This window comes from Streptomyces sp. NPDC019224 (assembly GCF_040632605.1).
In the GTDB taxonomy this organism is placed as follows: Bacteria; Actinomycetota; Actinomycetes; order Streptomycetales; family Streptomycetaceae; genus Streptomyces.
The window spans coordinates 1-17557 of the sequence record NZ_JBEYCF010000067.1 but is presented as its reverse complement, the minus strand read 5'-3'; the positions used below and the strand labels follow the sequence as shown (position 1 = coordinate 17557).

At 70.6% G+C, this 17557-nt stretch carries 21 protein-coding genes; 14 read left to right on the top strand and 7 right to left on the bottom strand.

The features are described 5' to 3' along the window. The first annotated feature begins 730 nt into the window (after nucleotides 1-730). The 8 genes from ABZ564_RS29665 (at nucleotide 731) to ABZ564_RS29630 (ending at nucleotide 6118) form a co-directional block, all read left to right on the top strand. Entirely contained in the window at nucleotides 731-1339 is a 609-nt protein-coding gene (locus tag ABZ564_RS29665) for a DUF4913 domain-containing protein (RefSeq protein WP_360862209.1), read from the top strand. Continuing rightward, nucleotides 1336-1671, top strand: a complete 336-nt coding sequence (locus ABZ564_RS29660) for a hypothetical protein (protein WP_360862208.1) — start codon at nucleotides 1336-1338, stop codon at nucleotides 1669-1671. Before ABZ564_RS29665 ends, ABZ564_RS29660 begins: the two co-directional genes overlap by 4 nt. Continuing rightward, nucleotides 1668-2144, top strand: a complete 477-nt coding sequence (locus ABZ564_RS29655; protein ID WP_360862207.1) for a hypothetical protein — start codon at nucleotides 1668-1670, stop codon at nucleotides 2142-2144. Before ABZ564_RS29660 ends, ABZ564_RS29655 begins: the two co-directional genes overlap by 4 nt. Further along, nucleotides 2141-2809 carry a hypothetical protein gene (locus ABZ564_RS29650; RefSeq protein WP_360862206.1) on the top strand — a complete coding sequence of 223 codons (669 nt, stop codon included), beginning with the start codon at nucleotides 2141-2143 and terminating at the stop codon, nucleotides 2807-2809. Before ABZ564_RS29655 ends, ABZ564_RS29650 begins: the two co-directional genes overlap by 4 nt. Nucleotides 2810-2880: 71 nt before the next feature. Then, on the top strand, nucleotides 2881-3633 hold the full coding sequence (locus ABZ564_RS29645; RefSeq protein WP_360862205.1) for a large ATP-binding protein: 753 nt from the start codon (nucleotides 2881-2883) through the stop codon (nucleotides 3631-3633). Nucleotides 3634-3659: 26 nt separating this feature from the next. Beyond that, entirely contained in the window at nucleotides 3660-4502 is an 843-nt protein-coding gene (locus tag ABZ564_RS29640; protein ID WP_360862204.1) for a winged helix-turn-helix transcriptional regulator, read from the top strand. Nucleotides 4503-4620: 118 nt separating this feature from the next. Further along, nucleotides 4621-5559, top strand: a complete 939-nt coding sequence (locus ABZ564_RS29635; RefSeq protein ID WP_360862203.1) for a DUF317 domain-containing protein — start codon at nucleotides 4621-4623, stop codon at nucleotides 5557-5559. A 70-nt stretch (nucleotides 5560-5629) separates the two neighbouring features. After that, nucleotides 5630-6118, top strand: coding sequence for a hypothetical protein (locus tag ABZ564_RS29630; RefSeq protein WP_360862202.1), 489 nt, complete (start codon nucleotides 5630-5632; stop codon nucleotides 6116-6118). A 4-nt stretch (nucleotides 6119-6122) separates the two neighbouring features. Here the strand turns inward: ABZ564_RS29630 and ABZ564_RS29625 are convergent, their stop codons facing one another. After that, nucleotides 6123-6389 carry a hypothetical protein gene (locus tag ABZ564_RS29625; protein ID WP_360862201.1) on the bottom strand — a complete coding sequence of 89 codons (267 nt, stop codon included), beginning with the start codon at nucleotides 6387-6389 and terminating at the stop codon, nucleotides 6123-6125. A gap of 224 nt (nucleotides 6390-6613) precedes the next feature. On the opposite strand from ABZ564_RS29625, the gene ABZ564_RS29620 reads away from it, so the two are divergent. After that, complete coding sequence (locus ABZ564_RS29620; RefSeq protein ID WP_360862200.1) at nucleotides 6614-7435, top strand: barstar family protein; 822 nt, start codon at nucleotides 6614-6616, stop codon at nucleotides 7433-7435. Nucleotides 7436-7470: 35 nt separating this feature from the next. Here the strand turns inward: ABZ564_RS29620 and ABZ564_RS29615 are convergent, their stop codons facing one another. Continuing rightward, nucleotides 7471-7839, bottom strand: coding sequence for a sugar nucleotide-binding protein (locus ABZ564_RS29615; RefSeq protein ID WP_360862199.1), 369 nt, complete (start codon nucleotides 7837-7839; stop codon nucleotides 7471-7473). Then, nucleotides 7836-8507, bottom strand: coding sequence for a thiopeptide-type bacteriocin biosynthesis protein (locus tag ABZ564_RS29610; protein WP_360862227.1), 672 nt, complete (start codon nucleotides 8505-8507; stop codon nucleotides 7836-7838). The genes ABZ564_RS29615 and ABZ564_RS29610 overlap by 4 nt, the downstream gene beginning before the upstream one ends. Here ABZ564_RS29610 and ABZ564_RS29605 point away from each other — a divergent pair. Genes ABZ564_RS29605 through ABZ564_RS29595 form a run of 3 tightly spaced genes read left to right on the top strand, consistent with a single transcriptional unit; the run spans nucleotide 8468 to nucleotide 10481 of the window. Further along, nucleotides 8468-9916, top strand: a complete 1449-nt coding sequence (locus ABZ564_RS29605; RefSeq protein ID WP_360862226.1) for an ISL3 family transposase — start codon at nucleotides 8468-8470, stop codon at nucleotides 9914-9916. The genes ABZ564_RS29610 and ABZ564_RS29605 overlap by 40 nt on opposite strands. A gap of 57 nt (nucleotides 9917-9973) precedes the next feature. Continuing rightward, nucleotides 9974-10252 carry a DUF4259 domain-containing protein gene (locus ABZ564_RS29600; protein WP_360862198.1) on the top strand — a complete coding sequence of 93 codons (279 nt, stop codon included), beginning with the start codon at nucleotides 9974-9976 and terminating at the stop codon, nucleotides 10250-10252. Then, on the top strand, nucleotides 10179-10481 hold the full coding sequence (locus ABZ564_RS29595; RefSeq protein WP_360862197.1) for a DUF4259 domain-containing protein: 303 nt from the start codon (nucleotides 10179-10181) through the stop codon (nucleotides 10479-10481). Before ABZ564_RS29600 ends, ABZ564_RS29595 begins: the two co-directional genes overlap by 74 nt. A 255-nt stretch (nucleotides 10482-10736) precedes the next feature. Here the strand turns inward: ABZ564_RS29595 and ABZ564_RS29590 are convergent, their stop codons facing one another. Both ABZ564_RS29590 and ABZ564_RS29585 read right to left on the bottom strand, forming a co-directional pair. Next, on the bottom strand, nucleotides 10737-11093 hold the full coding sequence (locus ABZ564_RS29590) for a lasso peptide biosynthesis B2 protein (RefSeq protein ID WP_360862196.1): 357 nt from the start codon (nucleotides 11091-11093) through the stop codon (nucleotides 10737-10739). A gap of 106 nt (nucleotides 11094-11199) precedes the next feature. Further along, on the bottom strand, nucleotides 11200-12546 hold the full coding sequence (locus tag ABZ564_RS29585; RefSeq protein WP_360862195.1) for an XRE family transcriptional regulator: 1347 nt from the start codon (nucleotides 12544-12546) through the stop codon (nucleotides 11200-11202). Between the two features lie 284 nt (nucleotides 12547-12830). Here ABZ564_RS29585 and ABZ564_RS29580 point away from each other — a divergent pair, with 284 nt between their 5' ends. Further along, the gene (locus ABZ564_RS29580; protein WP_360862194.1) at nucleotides 12831-13940 is read left to right on the top strand and encodes an NAD-dependent epimerase/dehydratase family protein; all 1110 of its coding nucleotides are present in this window, start codon (nucleotides 12831-12833) and stop codon (nucleotides 13938-13940) included. Nucleotides 13941-13967: 27 nt separating this feature from the next. On the opposite strand, the gene ABZ564_RS29575 is transcribed toward ABZ564_RS29580, so the two are convergent. After that, complete coding sequence (locus ABZ564_RS29575; protein ID WP_360862193.1) at nucleotides 13968-14846, bottom strand: glycosyltransferase family 2 protein; 879 nt, start codon at nucleotides 14844-14846, stop codon at nucleotides 13968-13970. Nucleotides 14847-14935: 89 nt separating this feature from the next. On the opposite strand from ABZ564_RS29575, the gene ABZ564_RS29570 reads away from it, so the two are divergent. Beyond that, nucleotides 14936-15634 carry a transferase gene (locus ABZ564_RS29570; RefSeq protein ID WP_360862192.1) on the top strand — a complete coding sequence of 233 codons (699 nt, stop codon included), beginning with the start codon at nucleotides 14936-14938 and terminating at the stop codon, nucleotides 15632-15634. Here the strand turns inward: ABZ564_RS29570 and ABZ564_RS29565 are convergent. Continuing rightward, nucleotides 15583-17415 carry a lantibiotic dehydratase family protein gene (locus ABZ564_RS29565; RefSeq protein ID WP_360862191.1) on the bottom strand — a complete coding sequence of 611 codons (1833 nt, stop codon included), beginning with the start codon at nucleotides 17413-17415 and terminating at the stop codon, nucleotides 15583-15585. The two genes, ABZ564_RS29570 and ABZ564_RS29565, sit on opposite strands and share 52 nt — an antisense overlap. Nucleotides 17416-17557 lie beyond the last annotated feature (142 nt).

The window sequence follows — 17557 nt, the reverse complement described above, 5'->3', positions numbered from 1 at the left end:
AGCGGCCACTGCGGCATCCCGGAAGTCACCGACAACTGACATTCAGCATCGCCACCCCTGACCTACCGATGTCGATCGACAGCCCGAACTCAAGGCTCCAACCGCCACGACAGGCAGAAACAGCCCGAGTTCCCGCCGAAGAACCCTCGGAAATCCTGAACCCAAGGACGTTACGGGACCAAGGGCTCGCCGAACCAGCGGCATGGCAACGGGGACATGACCCTGCCCAGCGCGGCGGCATCACTGCCCAGGGCCGGCAGGACGGGCACATCGGGCCGTGGTACCGGGAAGGGGGGCAGCCTTCCCTGCCGACGGTGGTCCTGCCGCTCTGGGGGGCGGAGCCACCGGAGGCCGAGGAGCGGACCGGCGATGGGGGCCGTACGCAGCCGCCATCACCCGATGGGAGAGGCTCACCCGTCCCGCGCCCGAGCCCACCGACGCGGCCGGGCGGCTGCGCGCCGACTTCGTGGAGTGGATGCAGGGCCTCGCCCCTGGCTGGGTCACCGCCACCCCAGGACTCGGACGGCCGGCGCAGCTCACCGCGCTCGGCAACGGCGTCGTTCCCCAACAGGCTTCCCGGGCTCTGCAGTTGCTGGCACCGCCCTTCCCGCGCTGCCCTCGCTGCGCAGGCAGGTAGCGCTCCACTACCGGGTTTTCCCGGCCGGGCCAAACCGCTGTTTCTCCGGATCCTCTCGGGCATGTCGCCGTCTCACAGATGGAGCACTCCCCGATGTCCGACACCAGCCCGACCACCACCCCCGCCCCCGAGCCGTTCCGCGTCCCCGACGAAAACCTCGACGACCTCGCCAGCACCCTCGCCAAGACCATGGCCGAGGTCAGGCAGCACGGCGTCATCCTCGACCGCCTCGGCTCCGAGCCCGTTCCCCTACCCGCTACCGATCAGCAGGCGGACGGAGCTCCGGCGGCCGGGGCGGCCGGCCCCGAGCAGGCCAACGGCCCCGCCTCGGTCTTCATCGTCGCCCTGGGAGGCGAGACGTACGCCACCGAACTCGCCGCCCTCAGCGACTGGGTGAACTACCTCTTCCTCCCGATCTACGGCCGGGAGATCACCACAAGTCGTCCGTGGTGCGCGCAGTGGCACGAACATCCCGAGGCCGTCGCCCGGCTCCACGCGCTATGGCTCGCCTGGCAGCAGTTCACCGACACGGAGGCCGGCCTGTCCGGCCCGTCGACCTGGCACCGCGACCACCTGGACCAGACACTGGCGCACCTGCGTGCCCCCGACGGGCCCTTCGCGGCGTGCACGACGAACCCGAACCGCCCCAACCATCGCGTGCTGTCCACCCCGGCGCCCGAGCAGACAGCGCCGACGGCATGAGCGAGGCGTGGACGCTCACCCGGAACTTCGCCGCCGATCAGGCACCGATCCGCGGCTTCCTCGAAGAGGGGGATTTCAGCACTAACACGTACACGATGCGCGAGGGCGCCTTCGCCGACATCGGTGCAGCCCAGACCTGGCTGGATGAGCGCAGCGGTCCGCTGCCCGAACCGCCGGAGTACGGCGATCACAATGACGCCGTGGTCCGGGCCCAGATCGCCCGGATCGCCCTCGCTCGGTCGTCCGGTGCCCCCACGGCACCGAAGACGGATCTCGACGGACCCCGCACCGCCCCAGTACAGCGCCCGGTACAGCAGGGGCGGCTGCTGTGAGCCGCGCCCGTTTCGCCTTCGCCGCACATCCAGACGCCATCGCCGACCTGCGAGAGCTTCCCGACAGCATCCGTGACCTGGCGCTGCTGGAACTGCAGAACCTGGTGCACGGCAGCGACGACTGCCTGCCGTTGAAGGGCCGCCTCGCCGGCTTCCACAAGGTCTACGTCGACCCCTCCGTCGCCTACCGGATGGTCATCCAGTTCCGCCCGGCCCCGCCGACCTCGACCCACAAGCGCGAGATCTACCTCGTCGCCGCCGGAAGCCGGAAGGACTACGCGGTCTACCACGTGGCCCACCTGCGCACCGGCCCCCAGCAGGACGCCGAGACCGACTCCGCAGCCCAGGCACGCGTGCGGGCCGCCCGGTCCCGGTCGACGCTCAGCGTCGACCGGCCAGCAGCGGGCCCGGCCACTGCTCCAACAACAGCCCCACCCCCGGCCGCCGCTCCCCGAAAGGTTCCCCAGCGATGACCGCTGACCGCGCTTCCCTGACCCGTACCGAGCTGGCGGATCTCCTCACCGATGCCGCGCAGATCGTCTCCGGCATCCTCACCGCCGAGTACCCGACGGCCGTCGGCCGCTCCTACCTGTACCCCGTGTTGGGCCCGCTGTCCGCCGGGCCCCGGGTGCTCGGCGAGCTGAACGACCGGCTCGAAGGGTTCGTGGCCGCCGAGCCGCGCCCCGCCACACCGGCGGGTCTGTTCGCCCTGGCCTCCTACGCCTCCGCGCTGGGGTGGCTCGCCGAGTCCTTCGCCGAACTGACCGCCTCTGTCGACCAGATCTGCACCCGGGTGGGCATCCCCACCGAGCCCTCCGAACCGGTCGTCGCCGCGTCCGGTGGTACCGAGCAGGACGACACGTTCGACTTCGCGTTCAGCGCGCTGGAGCTGGCGACGATCCGCACCGCGGCCCAGGCCGCCGGCCTCGCCCCGGACGCCTACGTCGAGGTCCTCTCCCAGTCGCTGCTCGCCGCCTCCCGAATCACCGACGCCTGCATGGAGATCTCCAGTGGTCTGTTCGAAGACGCCGCGTACGTCCTCGACGAGGCAACCGACCATGCTTGGATCGGCGACGGGCCGGACAGCCTGCCCACCCTGGTCCGCTCCCTGCTTGCCCGGATGGAGGCGGCGCGGTGAACCCGTACGACGCAGACACACATCCTGGGCCTCATCTCGTCGTCGAAGTGCTCGGTGCCGGGGATGTCAGCGTGCCCGCCCTCGCGCATGGTCTGGGGGAGCCGCTGCACCGGGCCGCTACGCGCGTCATCGGAGCCGCAGCGGCGTTGGACGAGCGGCACGAGAGCGTGCTCGACGCGGTCCAGCGGGCTCAGCGGCTGCTCGACGGCGTCGGTCGCGGTGAAGTCGGCCGCGCCCGGGTGTCGTACGCGCTGCTGCGGACCGCACTTTCCGAACTCGGAGACGTTCTGTCGCAGCAAGACCGGGCGTACAGCCAGCTCGTCGAGTCCCTATCCGCCTACCGCCGGATTTCTTCCTCGCCCGAGCCTGCTCAACGCGCGACCAACGAGAGCTACGGGCAGAGCCAGAAGACGAGGCCCGACCGGGACGACGACTGGGCCGTCGCCGGGGAGCGCGGGCTGGTAGCCCTCGAAGCCGTTGCGGCCGGAGACGTTCGCTTTCGTCGCAACGCGATCGGCGACGACCCGTACATCTCACGGGAGAAAGCCCAGCGGCAGGGCCCGGCGGTCTGGCCGCAGACCGTGCAGCGGCTGGTCGCCGACGGGCTACTGCACCAGGACACCAGCGAGAACCCGTACCGGCCCGGACAGCTCCTCTCCCTCACGCCGCAGGGCGAGGCAGCCCTCCGCGACGCACGCACGGCGACACCACGCGTGTCCGCCGCCCTCCGCCGCAGCAACACCCCCGCGAGCCCCGGCCCCCTCGCCGACTCGGCCACCGCGCCCGTCACCACGGCGCTCGGCAAGCCCTCCCGCTCCCGCTGACCCCCTTCCAGAAAGGACGCGTTCCCATGCCTGCCCCCGTACAGCCTCCCGCCTTCTCTATCGGCTCGATCGATGCTCAGCGGGTCGAAGACGCGCTTGCTCTGATCGGGCCGAAGTGGACCGCCTGGTCGGTGATGACCCTGGCCCAGGAGAACCGCCCCATGCGGGTACGCGATGTCGCCGCCCGCCTCCCGTTCATCAGCGAGCAGTTCGTCAGCAAGCGACTGACCACGATGCACGCTGACGGGCTGCTCACACGGCCCGACGACCGTCGCGGAGCCCCGTACCAGCTCAGCGCCCTCGGCACATCGCTGGCTCCTGTCCACCGCACCTTGTCGGATTGGTCCCATGCCCACCTGTCGCTCGGACAAATGGCCGAAGCCGAACGTGTTGAGGACGCCCTGCACCGCCTGCATCTTCGGCACTCGACCGCCGTGATCCAGGTCCTCGACGCGGGCGGTCCGATGCGGTTCGTCCACATCGCCGAGGAGACCGGCCTGGACAACAGTTACGCCCGGCAGCGACTCCTGCGGCTGCAGACCGACGGCCTGGTCACCCGCACAGGCCCGCGCCACGGCGACCCCTACGTGCTGACCGACGCCGGCCAGACGCTGGGAGCCGTCTACGCTAGCGTCGAGCACTGGAGCAGCCCCATCGCCGAGCGGAGGACCTCACCGTCTCCGCGCCCCGTCGCGTCGGCCACGCGCACCCACCCCAACGTCTCACTGTCGGCGGACAGTGCCCGGACCGCGGCGGCCCTGCGCCGCAGCGCTGCCGCGCCGAACGCCCTGTTCAGCCACGCGCCGCAGCCACAACCGCGGGTCCCGGCGGCCGTAACCGCCCGGTCGGCACTGGGCCGGGGCCGGTGACCGGGGTGGTGAGAGCCAGAACCGTTTCACTGCTGCCCCGACGTCCGCGTGCGCTCCGACCGCTCGTCCTCCTGCGCACGCGGGCGCCTTCCCCTCCCCTATTTCCGGAGCCTCGACCATGCATGCCCCTGATGCCCCGTACCTCTACCAGGAGGTACTGGTCAGTCCCATGTACCTGGCTGGGACCGGCGGGGCCGGAGACGCCGGCTTCGCACCGGTTGCTCACTGGCCGCACCACGCTCTCGACGACACTCCTTGCCAACTTCTCGTCACCAGCCCTGACCACCGCATCCGGATCGGCTGGTTCGGCGACGACTTCGAACTGTGGAAGATCAACGCATCTGAGGACGCCCTCTCCGCACCCCGCTGGACGGCCACCTTCAACCACGTCACCCCGCCCGAGATCGTCGCCGGCCTCACCACCGCTCTGGCCCACGACTACGCCGAAGCCGACGCCTACGACGACAACGCCCCTTTCCTGGCCGCCCCGTCGCTCTACTGGGCCGACGCCGTCCGGCCGCTGACCGACGCCGGCTGGACACGCGACGGCGGCGCCGAGCGTGGCACCGTCGAGATCGTCGCCCCTGACGGGCAGGCGGGTGTCCTGATCGACAACCGTCTCTCCGGCTGGGACGAGAAGACCGTCACCCTGTGGGCCGGTCCACCGGGCTGGGGCACTCGGGCGGAGGCGGTCTTCACCGCCGGCACCCCGTCCCACCTGATCGCCGCGACGGCGGCCATCATGGCGGATTCGGCCCCGGTGATCCGTGAACGCCAACAGCTCGACCGCAGGTTGGAGCACCTGATCACGCTGGCCCCGGTCGGCCCGACCGCCGGTCCCCAGGTATCCCCCGCTCCGACCCCTCTCGACGTGCGCCGCACGGCGGTCACCCAGGCCGTCCACCGCGCCACGCGCGCCCCGCGCACCGCAGCCGACCTCCGCGTCATGGCCGCGCGCAGCCGCACCGCGTCTTCGGCGCAGAGCGGGCCGAGCAACCTCGCGTCCGCCGCCGCCCGGCCCCCGGCCAACTCTCCGGCGCTGCGACACGGCCGCTGACTCCGCCGCCCCGGGCCTCTCCGGGATACCGCACCAACCGAAAGCGTCCTTGCGCAAAGGAAGTTCCGTCATGCCCACCGCCACCATGCTCGACCAGGCCACAACCATGATCGAGAAAGCCTGGGGCCAGCCCATCGAAGTCCTGGAAGTCCTCGCGGTCCGCCGGCCTTGCGAGGACTCGCTCCTGCGCGCAGCCGTGCACACCCGTACAGCCCTGGCCGTCACCGACAACACGGTGGCCGTTCACCAGGACCGTCTGCACGCCCTGACCCGGCGCGGGTACGTGCCGGCCTTCTACGAACTGGACCGGATCACCGAATCGGCAGTCAAACTCCGCGTCGCCCACTCGGAAAGCCATACCTACCTCCAGGCGATCAGGCGCGTGGTCGAAGCCCGTGAGGCTGCCGCGCCTGCGTACCGGGCGCCGGCAGACCGCCTGGCCCAGGCCGCTGTCGCCCGCTCCGGGCACGCGCCCCACGCCCCGGGCCAAATACCCGACCCGCCCGCTCCTTCGGCCGTCGTCGGGCCACCGACGCCCGTGGCGGGGCCGCGTCGCTGAACGGTCAGGCGAGGTCCTCGTCGCGGTGGGCGTCCTCCCTACGGGGGCCCACCGCGCGGGCCAGCTCCTCCAGCGTCAGCTCGACGCGTCGGCCGTCCGTTGACCGGCGCTCCACCACCGTCTCCTCCTCCAGCCACCGGTCGGGCTGTGCGCCGACGCCCCACTGGCCGTCGGCGACCTTCGCGATGTCGCCCACGGTCCACGGCCGCCCGGCAGCGCGGATCTTGCGCTCCAGCCCGGCTCCGTCCCTGTGTCTGCTCGCCCCGGCCATCCCCGCTCCCCCTCGGTCCTGTGCGGCCCGTCGCCGCAACCCAGGTACGACAACAGCGTTCACCGATGCTTCTCTGCACTTCACCCTCACGGGTGAACGGGGGTATATGACTTGTCAAAGGGCCTCCGAGATGGATGGGATGAGGTCAGGGCTGGTGGCGGCGCCGGCGACCGCCGGGCAAGTTGCGGGGCGTCGGTAAGATCGGCGCCCTCATGGGGAGTGCGATGCGAACATCAGGGCGGGGCGGCAGCGAGGGGCAGAGGTACGCGCTGACCTCGGACGAGGACGACGGCGACTTCTGGGGCTTTGCTCACGAGGCCGAGGGGTTGTTCACGCCGCTGCCGGAGGAGGAGGGAGCACGACGAGTGCACCTCGCGGGTTGCCTCCCGCAGGGCGGTCTACTGAAAAGCGTTGACCACGTCGGCAGTCGTCGTGCCGTGGCGGGGAACGCCTGGTTCGACCTCCTCGACGGTAACGGTGCCACCATGGGGTCCTACTTCGTCAACGAAGTCACCGTCGTCGACGTCAAGCCCTCCGCCCGTGGAGCCGGCCTCATCGACCTCACGGTGACGCTGTGGTGCGAGAACGCCCTGGCTGGAGCAGAACGGGTGTGGCACCTGATCCGCGCGGGGCGCCTGAACTGCACTGGCATGTGGCACGACCTTGCGCCCGAGGACAGAAACGCGTGGCTGTCGGTGGCGCTGTGGTCTCGGGAGTACCAACGTCAGGGACGGCCCGACGCTCCCGCAGGGCAGGTGTTCACCCTGGACGGCCGGCACATCGTTGACAGGGACAGCTTCTACTGCGCGATCGGTGAGGCCATCAATGGGCCTGGCGGATACTTCGGCTGGAACCTTGATGCTCTGGACGACTGTTTGAGAGGCGGCTGGGGCGCCACCGCTCCGTTCACCTTGCACTGGGATTTCTCGGCAGAGGTCAGGGCGCGGTTGGCAGAGCGCGTACCCGCCGACGGTGGCGAGGTTTCGCTGTTCGACCTGATCCAGGAAATCCTGGAGGAACGGGGCGTAAGCGTCATCCTTCGGTGATCGATGGTCGGTTCCAGGCGCCGGCATGGGCAGGGTCATTCCGGCAGACAGGTTTCGTCGTAGCGGGACCGGCTGATACCGGAGAACACCGCGTCGGTGGACACCTGCACGAGGTGGCTGCCGTGCTGCTTCGCGATCATCGCCAGGCGGACGGGCGCCTCCGCCGTCGTCGCCCAGTCGGCACCTCCGCTCGATGCGTTGATGATCAGACGCGGGCGTACCTCGGCCGCGACCACGGCCGTGCGCTCCGGGTCTCGCAGGTCAAGGGGGTACCACGCGGTGTCGGAGGTGATCGCCGGGGCGGTCGCGTGGTAGGTCGCGACCGTGCGGTGTCCGGCCGCTCTCGCCTGCCTGATGAGTTCGGTCCCGAGGAACCCACTGCCGCCGATGATGAGTGTCGTCATGTGTCCTGGTTCTCCTTGTGGTCGACGCCGTGCAGAATGGCCGCCCTGGCTGCCCAGGCCAGGATGCTCTGCCCGCGCATGGACAGGCCGAGCCGGTTCCAGTGGAAGATCACGTGGTAACTGAGCACCTGCCGTAGTCCGCGGTCGAGTGTTCCGTCCTGGATGCCTTGGGCGAGGGCGTGGCCGGTGCTGCGGAACGCGGCGGCCCACCCGGCGACGGGTTCCAGAGGGCCCTCGGAGCGCAGCAGGGCGTCGCTGTCGGCGAGAAGCAGGGGACGGATTTCTTGAGCTCGGGCGTTGAGCCGTTCGGCCGGAACATCGCTTACGGCCGAGCGGTGTTCCGTCGTGATGACCCGGTCCCAGACATCGCCCTGCTCGTACCACTCCAGCCGGGCGGCGCGCATCATGATCGTGCACAGGAGGACGGACAGCTCTCTGGGTCCGACGGTGAGGCCGTGCCGACGCAACTGCTGGATCTCGCGGCTGTCGGTGACGAACAAGGCGTGCGCGGCCGTCATACTGGTCTTGCCCCCGAACGCCGGAGTCTCCGGTTCGTAGATGCCGGGCCACCACCGTTGAAGGTGCCCATCGGCCACAAGGCGGTGCAAGCCGAGGCGGTGCAAGGTTTCTGCAGGGCCCAGCGCCATGCATCCGGACCGGCCGCACAGACGCAGGCGCCAGCAGGGATGCTTCCTCGTGTACCACCAGCCGGTTCACCTGCCGGAACGCCGAATGCGGACGTCGCACGTTCGTTGAGCAGATACCTGGCCTCACCCGAAGGAACGGCCAGCGGACCGAGCGGCTGCGCTCGACCCTGGCCGCTATCGGTCTCGCCCTCGCGGGCCGGACCTGCCCCCGCCTGGCCGCCATCGTCGGTGCGCCTGTCAGTCGCAGCACCGTCCTGCGGCTGGTCGACGCGCTTCCCGAGCCAGAAGTGCCCGCTCCGCGGGTGGTCGGCGTCGACGAGTACGCCACCCGCAAGGGGCGCCACTACGGCACCGTCCTCGTCGACGTCGAAACCCGCAGGCCCGTCGATCTGCTGCCCGACCGTGAGTCATCGAGCCTGGCAGCGTGGTTGGCCCAGCGGCCCGGAATCGAGGTGGTCTGCCGGGATCGCGCACCGTTCTTCGCCGAGGGAGCCAGCGCCGGTGCTCCGCAGGCCGTGCAGGTCGCGGACCGGTGGCACCTCTGGCACAACCTCAGTGAGGCCGCCGAGCGGAGCATCGCCCAGCACCGCCAATGCCTGCGAGTTCTGGTGCCCGAGACGCCTGAACCGACCGAGGCGGAAACCGACCCGCTTGAGGAGTCGTCCGGCTCATCGTGGCCGACCGGCCACCGGTTCGCCGACCGCACCCGAACCGTCCACGCCACCGTCCATGCCCTGGTCGAGGCAGGGCATAGCCGTCGCGCGATCCAGCGGCAGCTCGGCATGACGAGCAGAACCGTCAAGCGGTACGCGGACGCCGCCCGGCCGGAAGACCTCTTCACCGGTCAGTGGCAGACCCGGTCCTCCGTCCTCGACGAGTACAAGACCTACCTCGACGACCGCTGGGACGAGGGCCGCACCAACGCCTGGAAACTGTGGGAAGAGATCGTTCCGCTCGGCTATCAGGGCAGCTACCAGCGCGTTCGCGCCTATCTCCGCCAGAAGCGCACCTCGCCGCGGCCCGTGACAGCCTGGCCGCCCTCGCCCCGGGCCGTCGCCGAGTGGGTCCTCTGCCGCCCGGAATCCCTCTCCGAGACCGAACACCTCCACCTGAAGAACGTCCGGACCCATTGCCCCGAAATCGACGCACTCACCAGGCACGTCCGGTCCTTCGCGACCATGCTCACCGAGCGCCAGGGTGAGCGCCTGCCGGACTGGCTCGACGCCGTCAGACAGGACAATCTGCCCAGCCTCCACACCCTCGCCGCGGGCATCGACCACGACCGTGATGCCGTCAGTGCCGGCCTCGCTCTCCCCTGGAGCTCGGGCGTCGCGGAAGGGCATGTCAACCGCATCAAGATGCTCAAGCGCCAGATGTTCGGCCGCGCAGGCTTCGCGCTTTTACGGAAACGTGTCCTGCTTGCCTCATGACAGCCACTGTCAGTGGCCGATGCGATGATCACCGCACTTTGACGCGAGGAGATCACAATGGGCACTTGGGGTATCGGCCCCTTCGAGAATGACATGGCCGCGGACTTCGCCTACACCCTGGACGAGACACCCAAGGGCAAGCGCGAGAGTCTCGTGCGGGCGACCCTGACCCGCACCATCCAGACCCGGGACTACCTCGAAAGCCCGGAAGGGGCAGAGGCCGTCGCTGCCGTCGCTCTGATCGCGGCACAGTGCCCGGGCGGTGAGCCGATCAGCACAAGCTACGGGCCCGACGAAGTCCTTCCGACTGATCGCGGCACAGTGCCCGGGCGGTGAGCCGATCAGCACAAGCTACGGGCCCGACGAAGTCCTTCCGATCTTTGCCGACGATCTTCAGCCGCTTGCTGTCGAGGCGCTGGACCGGGTGGTTTCCGAGGCGTCCGAGCTCGCCGAGCTCTGGGACGAAACACCGGATGGTCCGAGGTGGCGGCAGATCATTGGCGGCCTTCGCGCCGTCCTCGCACCCGAGCCCAAACTGCAGGAAGACTCGCTGTTCGATCTCTGACCCATTCACCCAGCGTCACCGATCACACAACCTGAGCCAGAACCCGTTTTCATGGACAAGGCCATGCTGACCGTGGCCGCGGTGGTGTGGTGCGGGTCTGCCTTGAGGCGCATGACCGGCGGCGCGCCGGTCGCAGGTGCTGGTGTCGTCACTCCTCATGAGGTAACGGAGGGGGACGGCTCACCGCCCCCCAGTTGCCTGCCCCGGTGCACAACAGCACAGGTAAGAGCTCCAGTGCGTCAACATGGTGCCTCTCTATTCACCCGTGCGGGTGAGGGCCGGGGTGATCAGTACGGGCGTCCACGGACGAACCGGGTCGTTCTCCTCCAGCCCGAGGACATACTCCTGCCCCTGCACCCAGGCGTGCGCCTCGTTGGGCAGGGCCCGGGCGCCGAGAACCCAGTGCGTCCGGCGGCCGCACAGCCCCAACGCGATCACGGTCGCCAATGACACCTCCATGCAGGCGAGCCGGCCGCCCCACCATGCCGGGCGCACCGCGAGGACCGCCCGATGCATCTGGTGGGAGAAGTCGGCGTTCGCCTCCGGCAGGCGCCCCAGGGCCTGGATGGTCCGTACGAGCCAGCGCAGCGGCAGGCCAATGGCGCCCTGCACAAGGACACCGTCACCAAGACGTTCACCTACACCCGCGAAGAGGAGGAGACCATGATCGCTGCAACCGCTGCCCTGCTACGCCTGCTCTGAACTCCTCGCGGCCGCCCTAGCTGTACTGCCCTGTGAGGAGGGTCCGGACGCCGGGGTGGGTGTCGTGCTGCTGGCGCAGGGCGGTGGTGACGCGGGCCAGGTGATCGTGGACGCGGCGGGAGCCGACCTGTTCGGCCAGGGCCAGGGCCTGGCGGGCGGCTTCGACTGCACCGTTGACGTCGCCGGTCTGGACGCGGGCGTCGGCGAGTTCGCTGGCGAAGAGCATCCGGTCGCGCGGGTAGCTGGCGTCGTCCTCGGTGGTGCGGCCGGCGAGGTAGGGCTCGGCCTGGTCGGGGTGGTGGGCGGCGAGCAGAGCCCTGCCGGTCTGGGCGTCGATCGCGGAGGAACTCAGCCACAACGTCCACCAGGGCTCTTCACTGTCACGGGCGGCGGCCAGATGGGCACGGGTGCGGTCGTCGGCGCGGTGCAGGGCGGTGGTGTCGCCCATCTGTCCGGCCAGCGCGATCCGGCGCATCTCCACCACGGCCCGCAGCCGGGGGGTGAGGGCCTGCGGCCTGCTGCTGGTCGCGACGTCCAGGAGGGTGGCGGCTTCCTGGTACTGGCCCAGCCACGATTCCTGATAGGCGGTCGAGGCCAGGAGGTTAACGGTGGCGTGGTGCACGCCGGAGGCGTCGGCGGCTTCGCGGGCGAGCCGCAGCCCGGTCTGGTAGACGCGCTGGGCCTGCGGGTGGTGACCGGCGTCGAAGAGCATCCATCCGTATGTCTCGGACATCTCGATGTACGCGGTGTGCAGGCGCACGCCTTCGGCATCGCGGTAGCGGCTCTCGGTGATCAGCTTGCCGAGGTTCTGCCAGAGCCCGCCCGCCCACAGCAGGATGGAGGCGCTGCCCTCGCTGTCGTCGAGCTCCCGCGCCTGCCGTACCGCCTGTTCCACCGTGGCGGTCAGCTGTGCGGAGACCAGGTCGCCGTCCTGCGCCGCCGCGAGGGCGGGCGCCCCGTGCATGAGCAGGTCCAGGGCCGGGGCGGTGGCGACGGCGCCGGACAGCAGGAGGAAGGAACGCCGGTGCATGGGGGTGTCTCCCTGCGTGTCGCGGAGCAGTTCAGTGGCGGTGGCCTCGTAGGGGGTGTCCAGCGCCCGGGGCCGTCGGCGCTGGCGCGGCCGGTTCCAGCCCAGGTCGGAGGCGGTCACCGGGCGGCCGGTGTGCTGGGCGAGGACGGCCAGGACGTCACCGGCCACCTCGACGGACGGACGCTCGCCGCGCATCCACGGGTAGGCCGACTTTCGGTGCAGGGGCAGGGAACCGCGCCTGTTGCGGTGCTGGTTCACCCGGGCGATCAGCTGCTCGCAGCTCCAGCCGAGTAACCCCAGGTGCTGGCGCAGCGGAATCGGTTCTGTCCTCATGTCCACCGGCGCTCCCTCCGCAGCGGGACGGCTCCTTGAGGGGACGGTAACACCGGGCCGCGGTCCTGCGGCAGGGCGTGATCAGCCGCTCCAGGTGTACTTACACCGGCCGGTGTCCATGCATGCGCACGGTGCCCTCCACTTCTTCCACCGCGTCCACCACCCCAGCATCTGCCCAGCAACGCGGCCGGGGCGCTGTTCTGGACGAGCGCCAGTCGCCGGCGGCCCGCCGGTTCCTGGCGGCTGCCACGGCATCGAAACGCTACCGAAGGAGCTGCTGCATCATGATGCCCACCCTTCCTCTTCCCGCTGACCCGTTGGACCGGCTGAAAGGGGCCACCGTCCTGGTGACCGGTGGAGCCGGGCTGATCGGCTCCCGGCTCTGCGCCCAGCTGCGCACCCTCGGGGCCCGTCCGCTCGCCGTGTGCACGCTGGACGCCTACCCACCGCACGTCTACCGCGACCTGTTCGGCATCGACCCCGCCGACGAGGACGTCATCGAGGGCGACATCCGCGACGCCGACCTGATGGCCCGCACCGTCGCCCGCTGCGACTACGTGATCCACGCGGCGGCCCTCGCGGATGTCGCCGCCTGCACCCGCAACCCCCGCGCCGCGATCGACACCAACATCACCGGCACCCAAGTCCTGCTCGACGCGGTCGCCGCCACCGACCGCGTCCAACGCCTGGCCTACGTCTCCTCGGCCAGCGTCTACGGCGACGGCAACCCCGAAGACACCCACAACCCCGACCTGCTGCCCCTGCGCCAGCTTCTGGAATCGGTGTACGGGCGCATCGCCCCGCAGTTCCACGAAGGGCTGCCGCTGCGCCCGGTGTCGGTGTACGCGAACACCAAGGCGTGGGGCGAGCGGCAGACCGCGCTCACCCTCGGCGCGGTCGGCACCTCCTACACCGTGGTGCGCTACTTCTCCGTCTACGGCGACCCGCAGATCGTCAAACCGGGCTCGCACTCGTGGGTGGTGGCCTGGTTCGCGGCCCGCGCCGAGGCCGGGCTGCCACTGCATCTGAACGGCGGCGGCCACCAAGTCCGCGACCTCGTCCACGTCGACGACATCGCCCAGGCGACGCTGCGCACCCTGGTCTCCCCGCAGGCGCACACGGAAATCCTCAACATCGGCACCGGCACGCCCACCCGGGTCCGTGACGTCGCCGACCTGGTCTCCACCCACTACCCGGGCACCCGCCTGGTGGAGACGCCGATGCCGCCCGGCGACCCGCTGGGCGGCTACGCCTCCACCCGCCGGATGCAGACCATGCTCGGCTGGACCCCTTCGATCACCCTGTCCGACGGCGTGGCCCGCTACGTGGCCTGGCTGCGTAAGCACCCGGCGGCAGTCCCCGACTGGATGAGCGCCCCCACCAACAGCGCGTAGCCCCCGCCGGCCGGGCGGGGCGGCCGGTCAGATGACCGGGGGGCGTCCGAGGCGGGTCATGCGCCACACCGTCGACCAGCGCATCGGCCGCCGCGCCCCGCACGGCCGGCGCACCCCCTCGGCAAACCCTCCCGCCCACGCCCGGAGCCCGCCCAGCGACCGGGTGCGGCTCAGGGTGAGCGCGGTCCACACGCCGAGATAGACGGGCACGAGAGGAACAGGAAGGTGGCGTTTCGCCAGCCAGACCCGGTTGCGGGCGGTCATCCGGTAGTACACCGCGTGCCGCGCCGGGCTGGTCTTCGGGTGCTGCAACAGCAGCTTCGGCTCGTAGTACACCGTCCACCCGCCGTCGAGCGCACGCCAGGCCAGGTCGGTCTCCTCGTGCGTGAAGAAGAACTCCTCCGGCCACCCGCCGGTCTCCTCCAGCATCCGCATCGACAGGCCGTGCCCGCCGCCGAGGAAGGTGGTGACCTTGCCGCCGCGCATCGGGTCCTTGGCCCGCAGCCGCGGCACATGGCGGCGCTGCGTCTGCCCCTGCTCGTCCGCGATCCGGAACGACACGATTCCCAGACCCCGGTCGGCCTCGTACAGGTCCACGATCCGCCGGATGACGTCGGTGTCGACCAGCAGCCCGTCGTCGTCGAGGTCGACCAGCACGTCCACGTCCCCGTGCTCGCGCAGCCGTTCCCAGGCGACATTGCGCCCCCCGGAGACCCCTCGGTTCTCGGCGAGTTCCACTCCGTCCACCCCGGCGGGCAGCACCGGCAGCGAGCCCGTCCCGTTGCCGACCACCACAATCCGCGCCGCACTTTCGTCCTGCTTGGCCACCGACTCCAGCAGCGCCAGCAGCTCGGCGGGCCGGTTGCCCATCGTCAGCACAGCCACACCCACACGCGGACGCGTCACCACACACTCCCACCAGTTCATCGGCCCAGCCCAAGCCCGTGATGCTAGCCGCCCGCACCCCGCCCACCGCACCAGCCAAGGAGACTCCCGTGCCCGTTTTGCGTCTTGGCACCTACCTGACCAGCGCCACCGAGGGCGCGCTGGCCGATACCCCGTACGGCGATCTCGCCGGGTACGACCTCGCCGACTTCCTCGCCCGCTGGCCCGCCCTGCACGCCGCCGCCCTCACTCTCCTGGGGGAGGCCCGTATCCACCCCACCGCCCGCGTCCACCCCACCGCGATCATCGGCGACGAGGTCATCCTCGGCCCGCACACCACCGTCCACGAATTCACCACCGTCCGCGGCCCCGCCGTCGTCGCCGCCGGCGCCCAGATCGGCTTCAACTGCGAAGTCACCCACACCTACATCGGAGAGCACACCGTCCTGGGCCATCGCATCGGACTCAACCGCACCCTCGTCGGCACCGGAGTTCACCTCTCCTCCTCCGTCACCGTCGCCGCCATCCACATCAGCGAGGACATGCGCCACCCCCACCGTGAAGTCATCCTCCGCGGCGACGACGGCCTCTACCGCTGCGCCACTCCCCGCTTCGGCGGCCTGATCGGCGACCAGACCCAGACCGGCCACAACATCGCCCTCGGCCCCGGCATCGCCCTCGGCCGTTCCTGCCGCATCGACAGCGGCGTCACCCTCGCCGCCCGCATCATCCCCGCCCACCACACCCTCAGCGCCCCTCACGCCACCGACACCCGCCTCCGCGCCCAACGCTCCCGCCAAGACCAGTGACCTCCCCTCACCCCACCTCTCCCGGTCCCTTCCAGGGCGTGCAGGACTCGCACGTCGATGCGCCGGCCGGTGGAGAGCTGCACGAGGTGGAAGCTGCGCGGATCCGCGGTGACGGCGATGTCGGCGAGCTGGATCGTCGTCTCGTCCGTCTCCTGGGGGCCGGACAGCTCGATGACGTGCGGCAGTAGCCGCGGCGTACGGGTGACGTTCTCGTTGCGGTGGCGGCGCGGCGGGAACACGAGCTGCGCCGTGAGAGCGTCCGGGGCCCCGTGGTACGTGGCGGCGAGCGCGTCCTGATGCTCGGGCGGCAGGACGTGGGCGAACCGGCCCGCCATGCTGCTGCCAGGGCGGGGGACCGCGGTGAGGAGGACATCGAAGGTACCGCTGGACAGTGCCCGGATGCTGGGCGAGTGGACTTCGAAGGCGACCTCCACCCGGGGTACGAACAACCGCTCGTCCTCTCCGGCGGCCTTCTCCAAGGCGTCGACCATGTCGTCCGTCAGCCGCAGCTCACGCCCGCCGTCCAGGAGGACTTGCTGCATCAGCGCAAGCAGCAGTTCGTCGCGGTCGGTGCGCACCTTCAGGGCGGCGCCGCGTTCGGAGCCGACGTATCCGGCGGGCAGGCCAAGGCCGCTGTCGGCGACCAGGTCCATCACCGGCACCAGGGTTCCGACGCCGTACCGGGTCCGGAAGCGGCGGTGGTAGTCGCGCCAGTGCTGGTAGCCGTAGGGCTGCGGGGTGGTCCGGTAGAGGGCCGACACGGCTGCTTGCACTTCCGCGATCACGGCCTGCAGGAGCTGGGTCTCGCAGTCGAGGGCGGTGTCGATGAGCAGCGGTGTCGGGGTGATGGTGGTGAGGGCGCGCATGCGCGCGGCGACGGCGCTCACGCTGGCGTCGGAGAACGTCGGCTGGTGGGCGGACAGGTCGTCGCGCAGCGCGTACAGCGCGTGGACCAGGTCCCGCACCTCGGGGACGTCGTCCGCCTGGAGCCGGTCCAGTTCGCGGCACAAGTGCTGGAAGGCGTCGACGGTGGTCATGGGTGCCCACAGGCTGGTGAGGAGGAACTGCTGCTCGATCAGGCTGGTGAGAAGCGTGTCGATCTGCTCAGGTGCGGCCTGCGGAAAGTGGTCGCTCAGGTGGTCGTGAAGGTCACCGTAGGCGATGGGGGTGCGGGCCGCGTCCATGGCAGCAGCGACCGGCCGGGCGTTGCGGACGGATATCTCGACCGGGGCCAGCAGGACGGCGTGGCCGTCGGAGGGCGGACCCGGCGCCACGAGCCGGTCACCGCGGGCGCGAGCGGCGTTGTTGGCGACGAGCGGTAACCGCTTCAACAACGCGGGGGTGCGTTGGAGCCGGAGAACCATCTCGGTGACCCATTCGGCGTCCGGGCGGATCGCCGCGCGGTGCTTGTCGCGCCACCGCACGCTCGCCCGGGGTCCGACGGAGACCGGGGCGGTGCCGGCGAACAGGCCGAGCGGTGTCGGCCGGTGCTGCCACCGCAGGAGGTAGGAGAGGGTCGACAGCGCGGTGCGGCGAACGTGACGGGGGTCGGTCTCCCGGCCCCGGACGACGGCCTCGATGGCGTCGGACAGGACGGGGGTGGCCGGCTCCAGCGCGCTGCGGAAGTCCTCGCGCTGCCAGATGCGGTTCAGCCACCCGCGGGTGACGGCCACGTTGTCCAGGTCGAGGGTGCGGGGGATGTCTGCCGGCCCGGGGCTGGTGGTGGCGCGCAGCATCGCAACGCCTTGCCACAGGTATCCGGCGGCTGCTCGGGAAGCCATGAGGCCCTTCCATGAGGCGGCGCGGGGAGGGGAAAGGGGCCCGTGGGCCGGGCAGTCGGAGACGCCCTCAGGATACGTGCGGCGTCCCCCTTTGGGGTTACGCGCACGGCCCCGCCCCCGTCCACCTCGCGCCACCCACTCA

Coding starts and splice junctions, on each gene's coding strand:
- ABZ564_RS29665 (WP_360862209.1), top strand. CDS start 731: ATGTCCGACACCAGCCCGACCACCACCCCCGCCCCCGAGCCGTTCCGC.
- ABZ564_RS29660 (WP_360862208.1), top strand. CDS start 1,336: ATGAGCGAGGCGTGGACGCTCACCCGGAACTTCGCCGCCGATCAGGCA.
- ABZ564_RS29650 (WP_360862206.1), top strand. CDS start 2,141: ATGACCGCTGACCGCGCTTCCCTGACCCGTACCGAGCTGGCGGATCTC.
- ABZ564_RS29640 (WP_360862204.1), top strand. CDS start 3,660: ATGCCTGCCCCCGTACAGCCTCCCGCCTTCTCTATCGGCTCGATCGAT.
- ABZ564_RS29635 (WP_360862203.1), top strand. CDS start 4,621: ATGCATGCCCCTGATGCCCCGTACCTCTACCAGGAGGTACTGGTCAGT.
- ABZ564_RS29630 (WP_360862202.1), top strand. CDS start 5,630: ATGCCCACCGCCACCATGCTCGACCAGGCCACAACCATGATCGAGAAA.
- ABZ564_RS29625 (WP_360862201.1), bottom strand. CDS start 6,389: ATGGCCGGGGCGAGCAGACACAGGGACGGAGCCGGGCTGGAGCGCAAG.
- ABZ564_RS29620 (WP_360862200.1), top strand. CDS start 6,614: ATGCGAACATCAGGGCGGGGCGGCAGCGAGGGGCAGAGGTACGCGCTG.
- ABZ564_RS29615 (WP_360862199.1), bottom strand. CDS start 7,839: ATGACGACACTCATCATCGGCGGCAGTGGGTTCCTCGGGACCGAACTC.
- ABZ564_RS29600 (WP_360862198.1), top strand. CDS start 9,974: ATGGGCACTTGGGGTATCGGCCCCTTCGAGAATGACATGGCCGCGGAC.
- ABZ564_RS29585 (WP_360862195.1), bottom strand. CDS start 12,546: ATGAGGACAGAACCGATTCCGCTGCGCCAGCACCTGGGGTTACTCGGC.
- ABZ564_RS29580 (WP_360862194.1), top strand. CDS start 12,831: ATGATGCCCACCCTTCCTCTTCCCGCTGACCCGTTGGACCGGCTGAAA.
- ABZ564_RS29565 (WP_360862191.1), bottom strand. CDS start 17,415: ATGGCTTCCCGAGCAGCCGCCGGATACCTGTGGCAAGGCGTTGCGATG.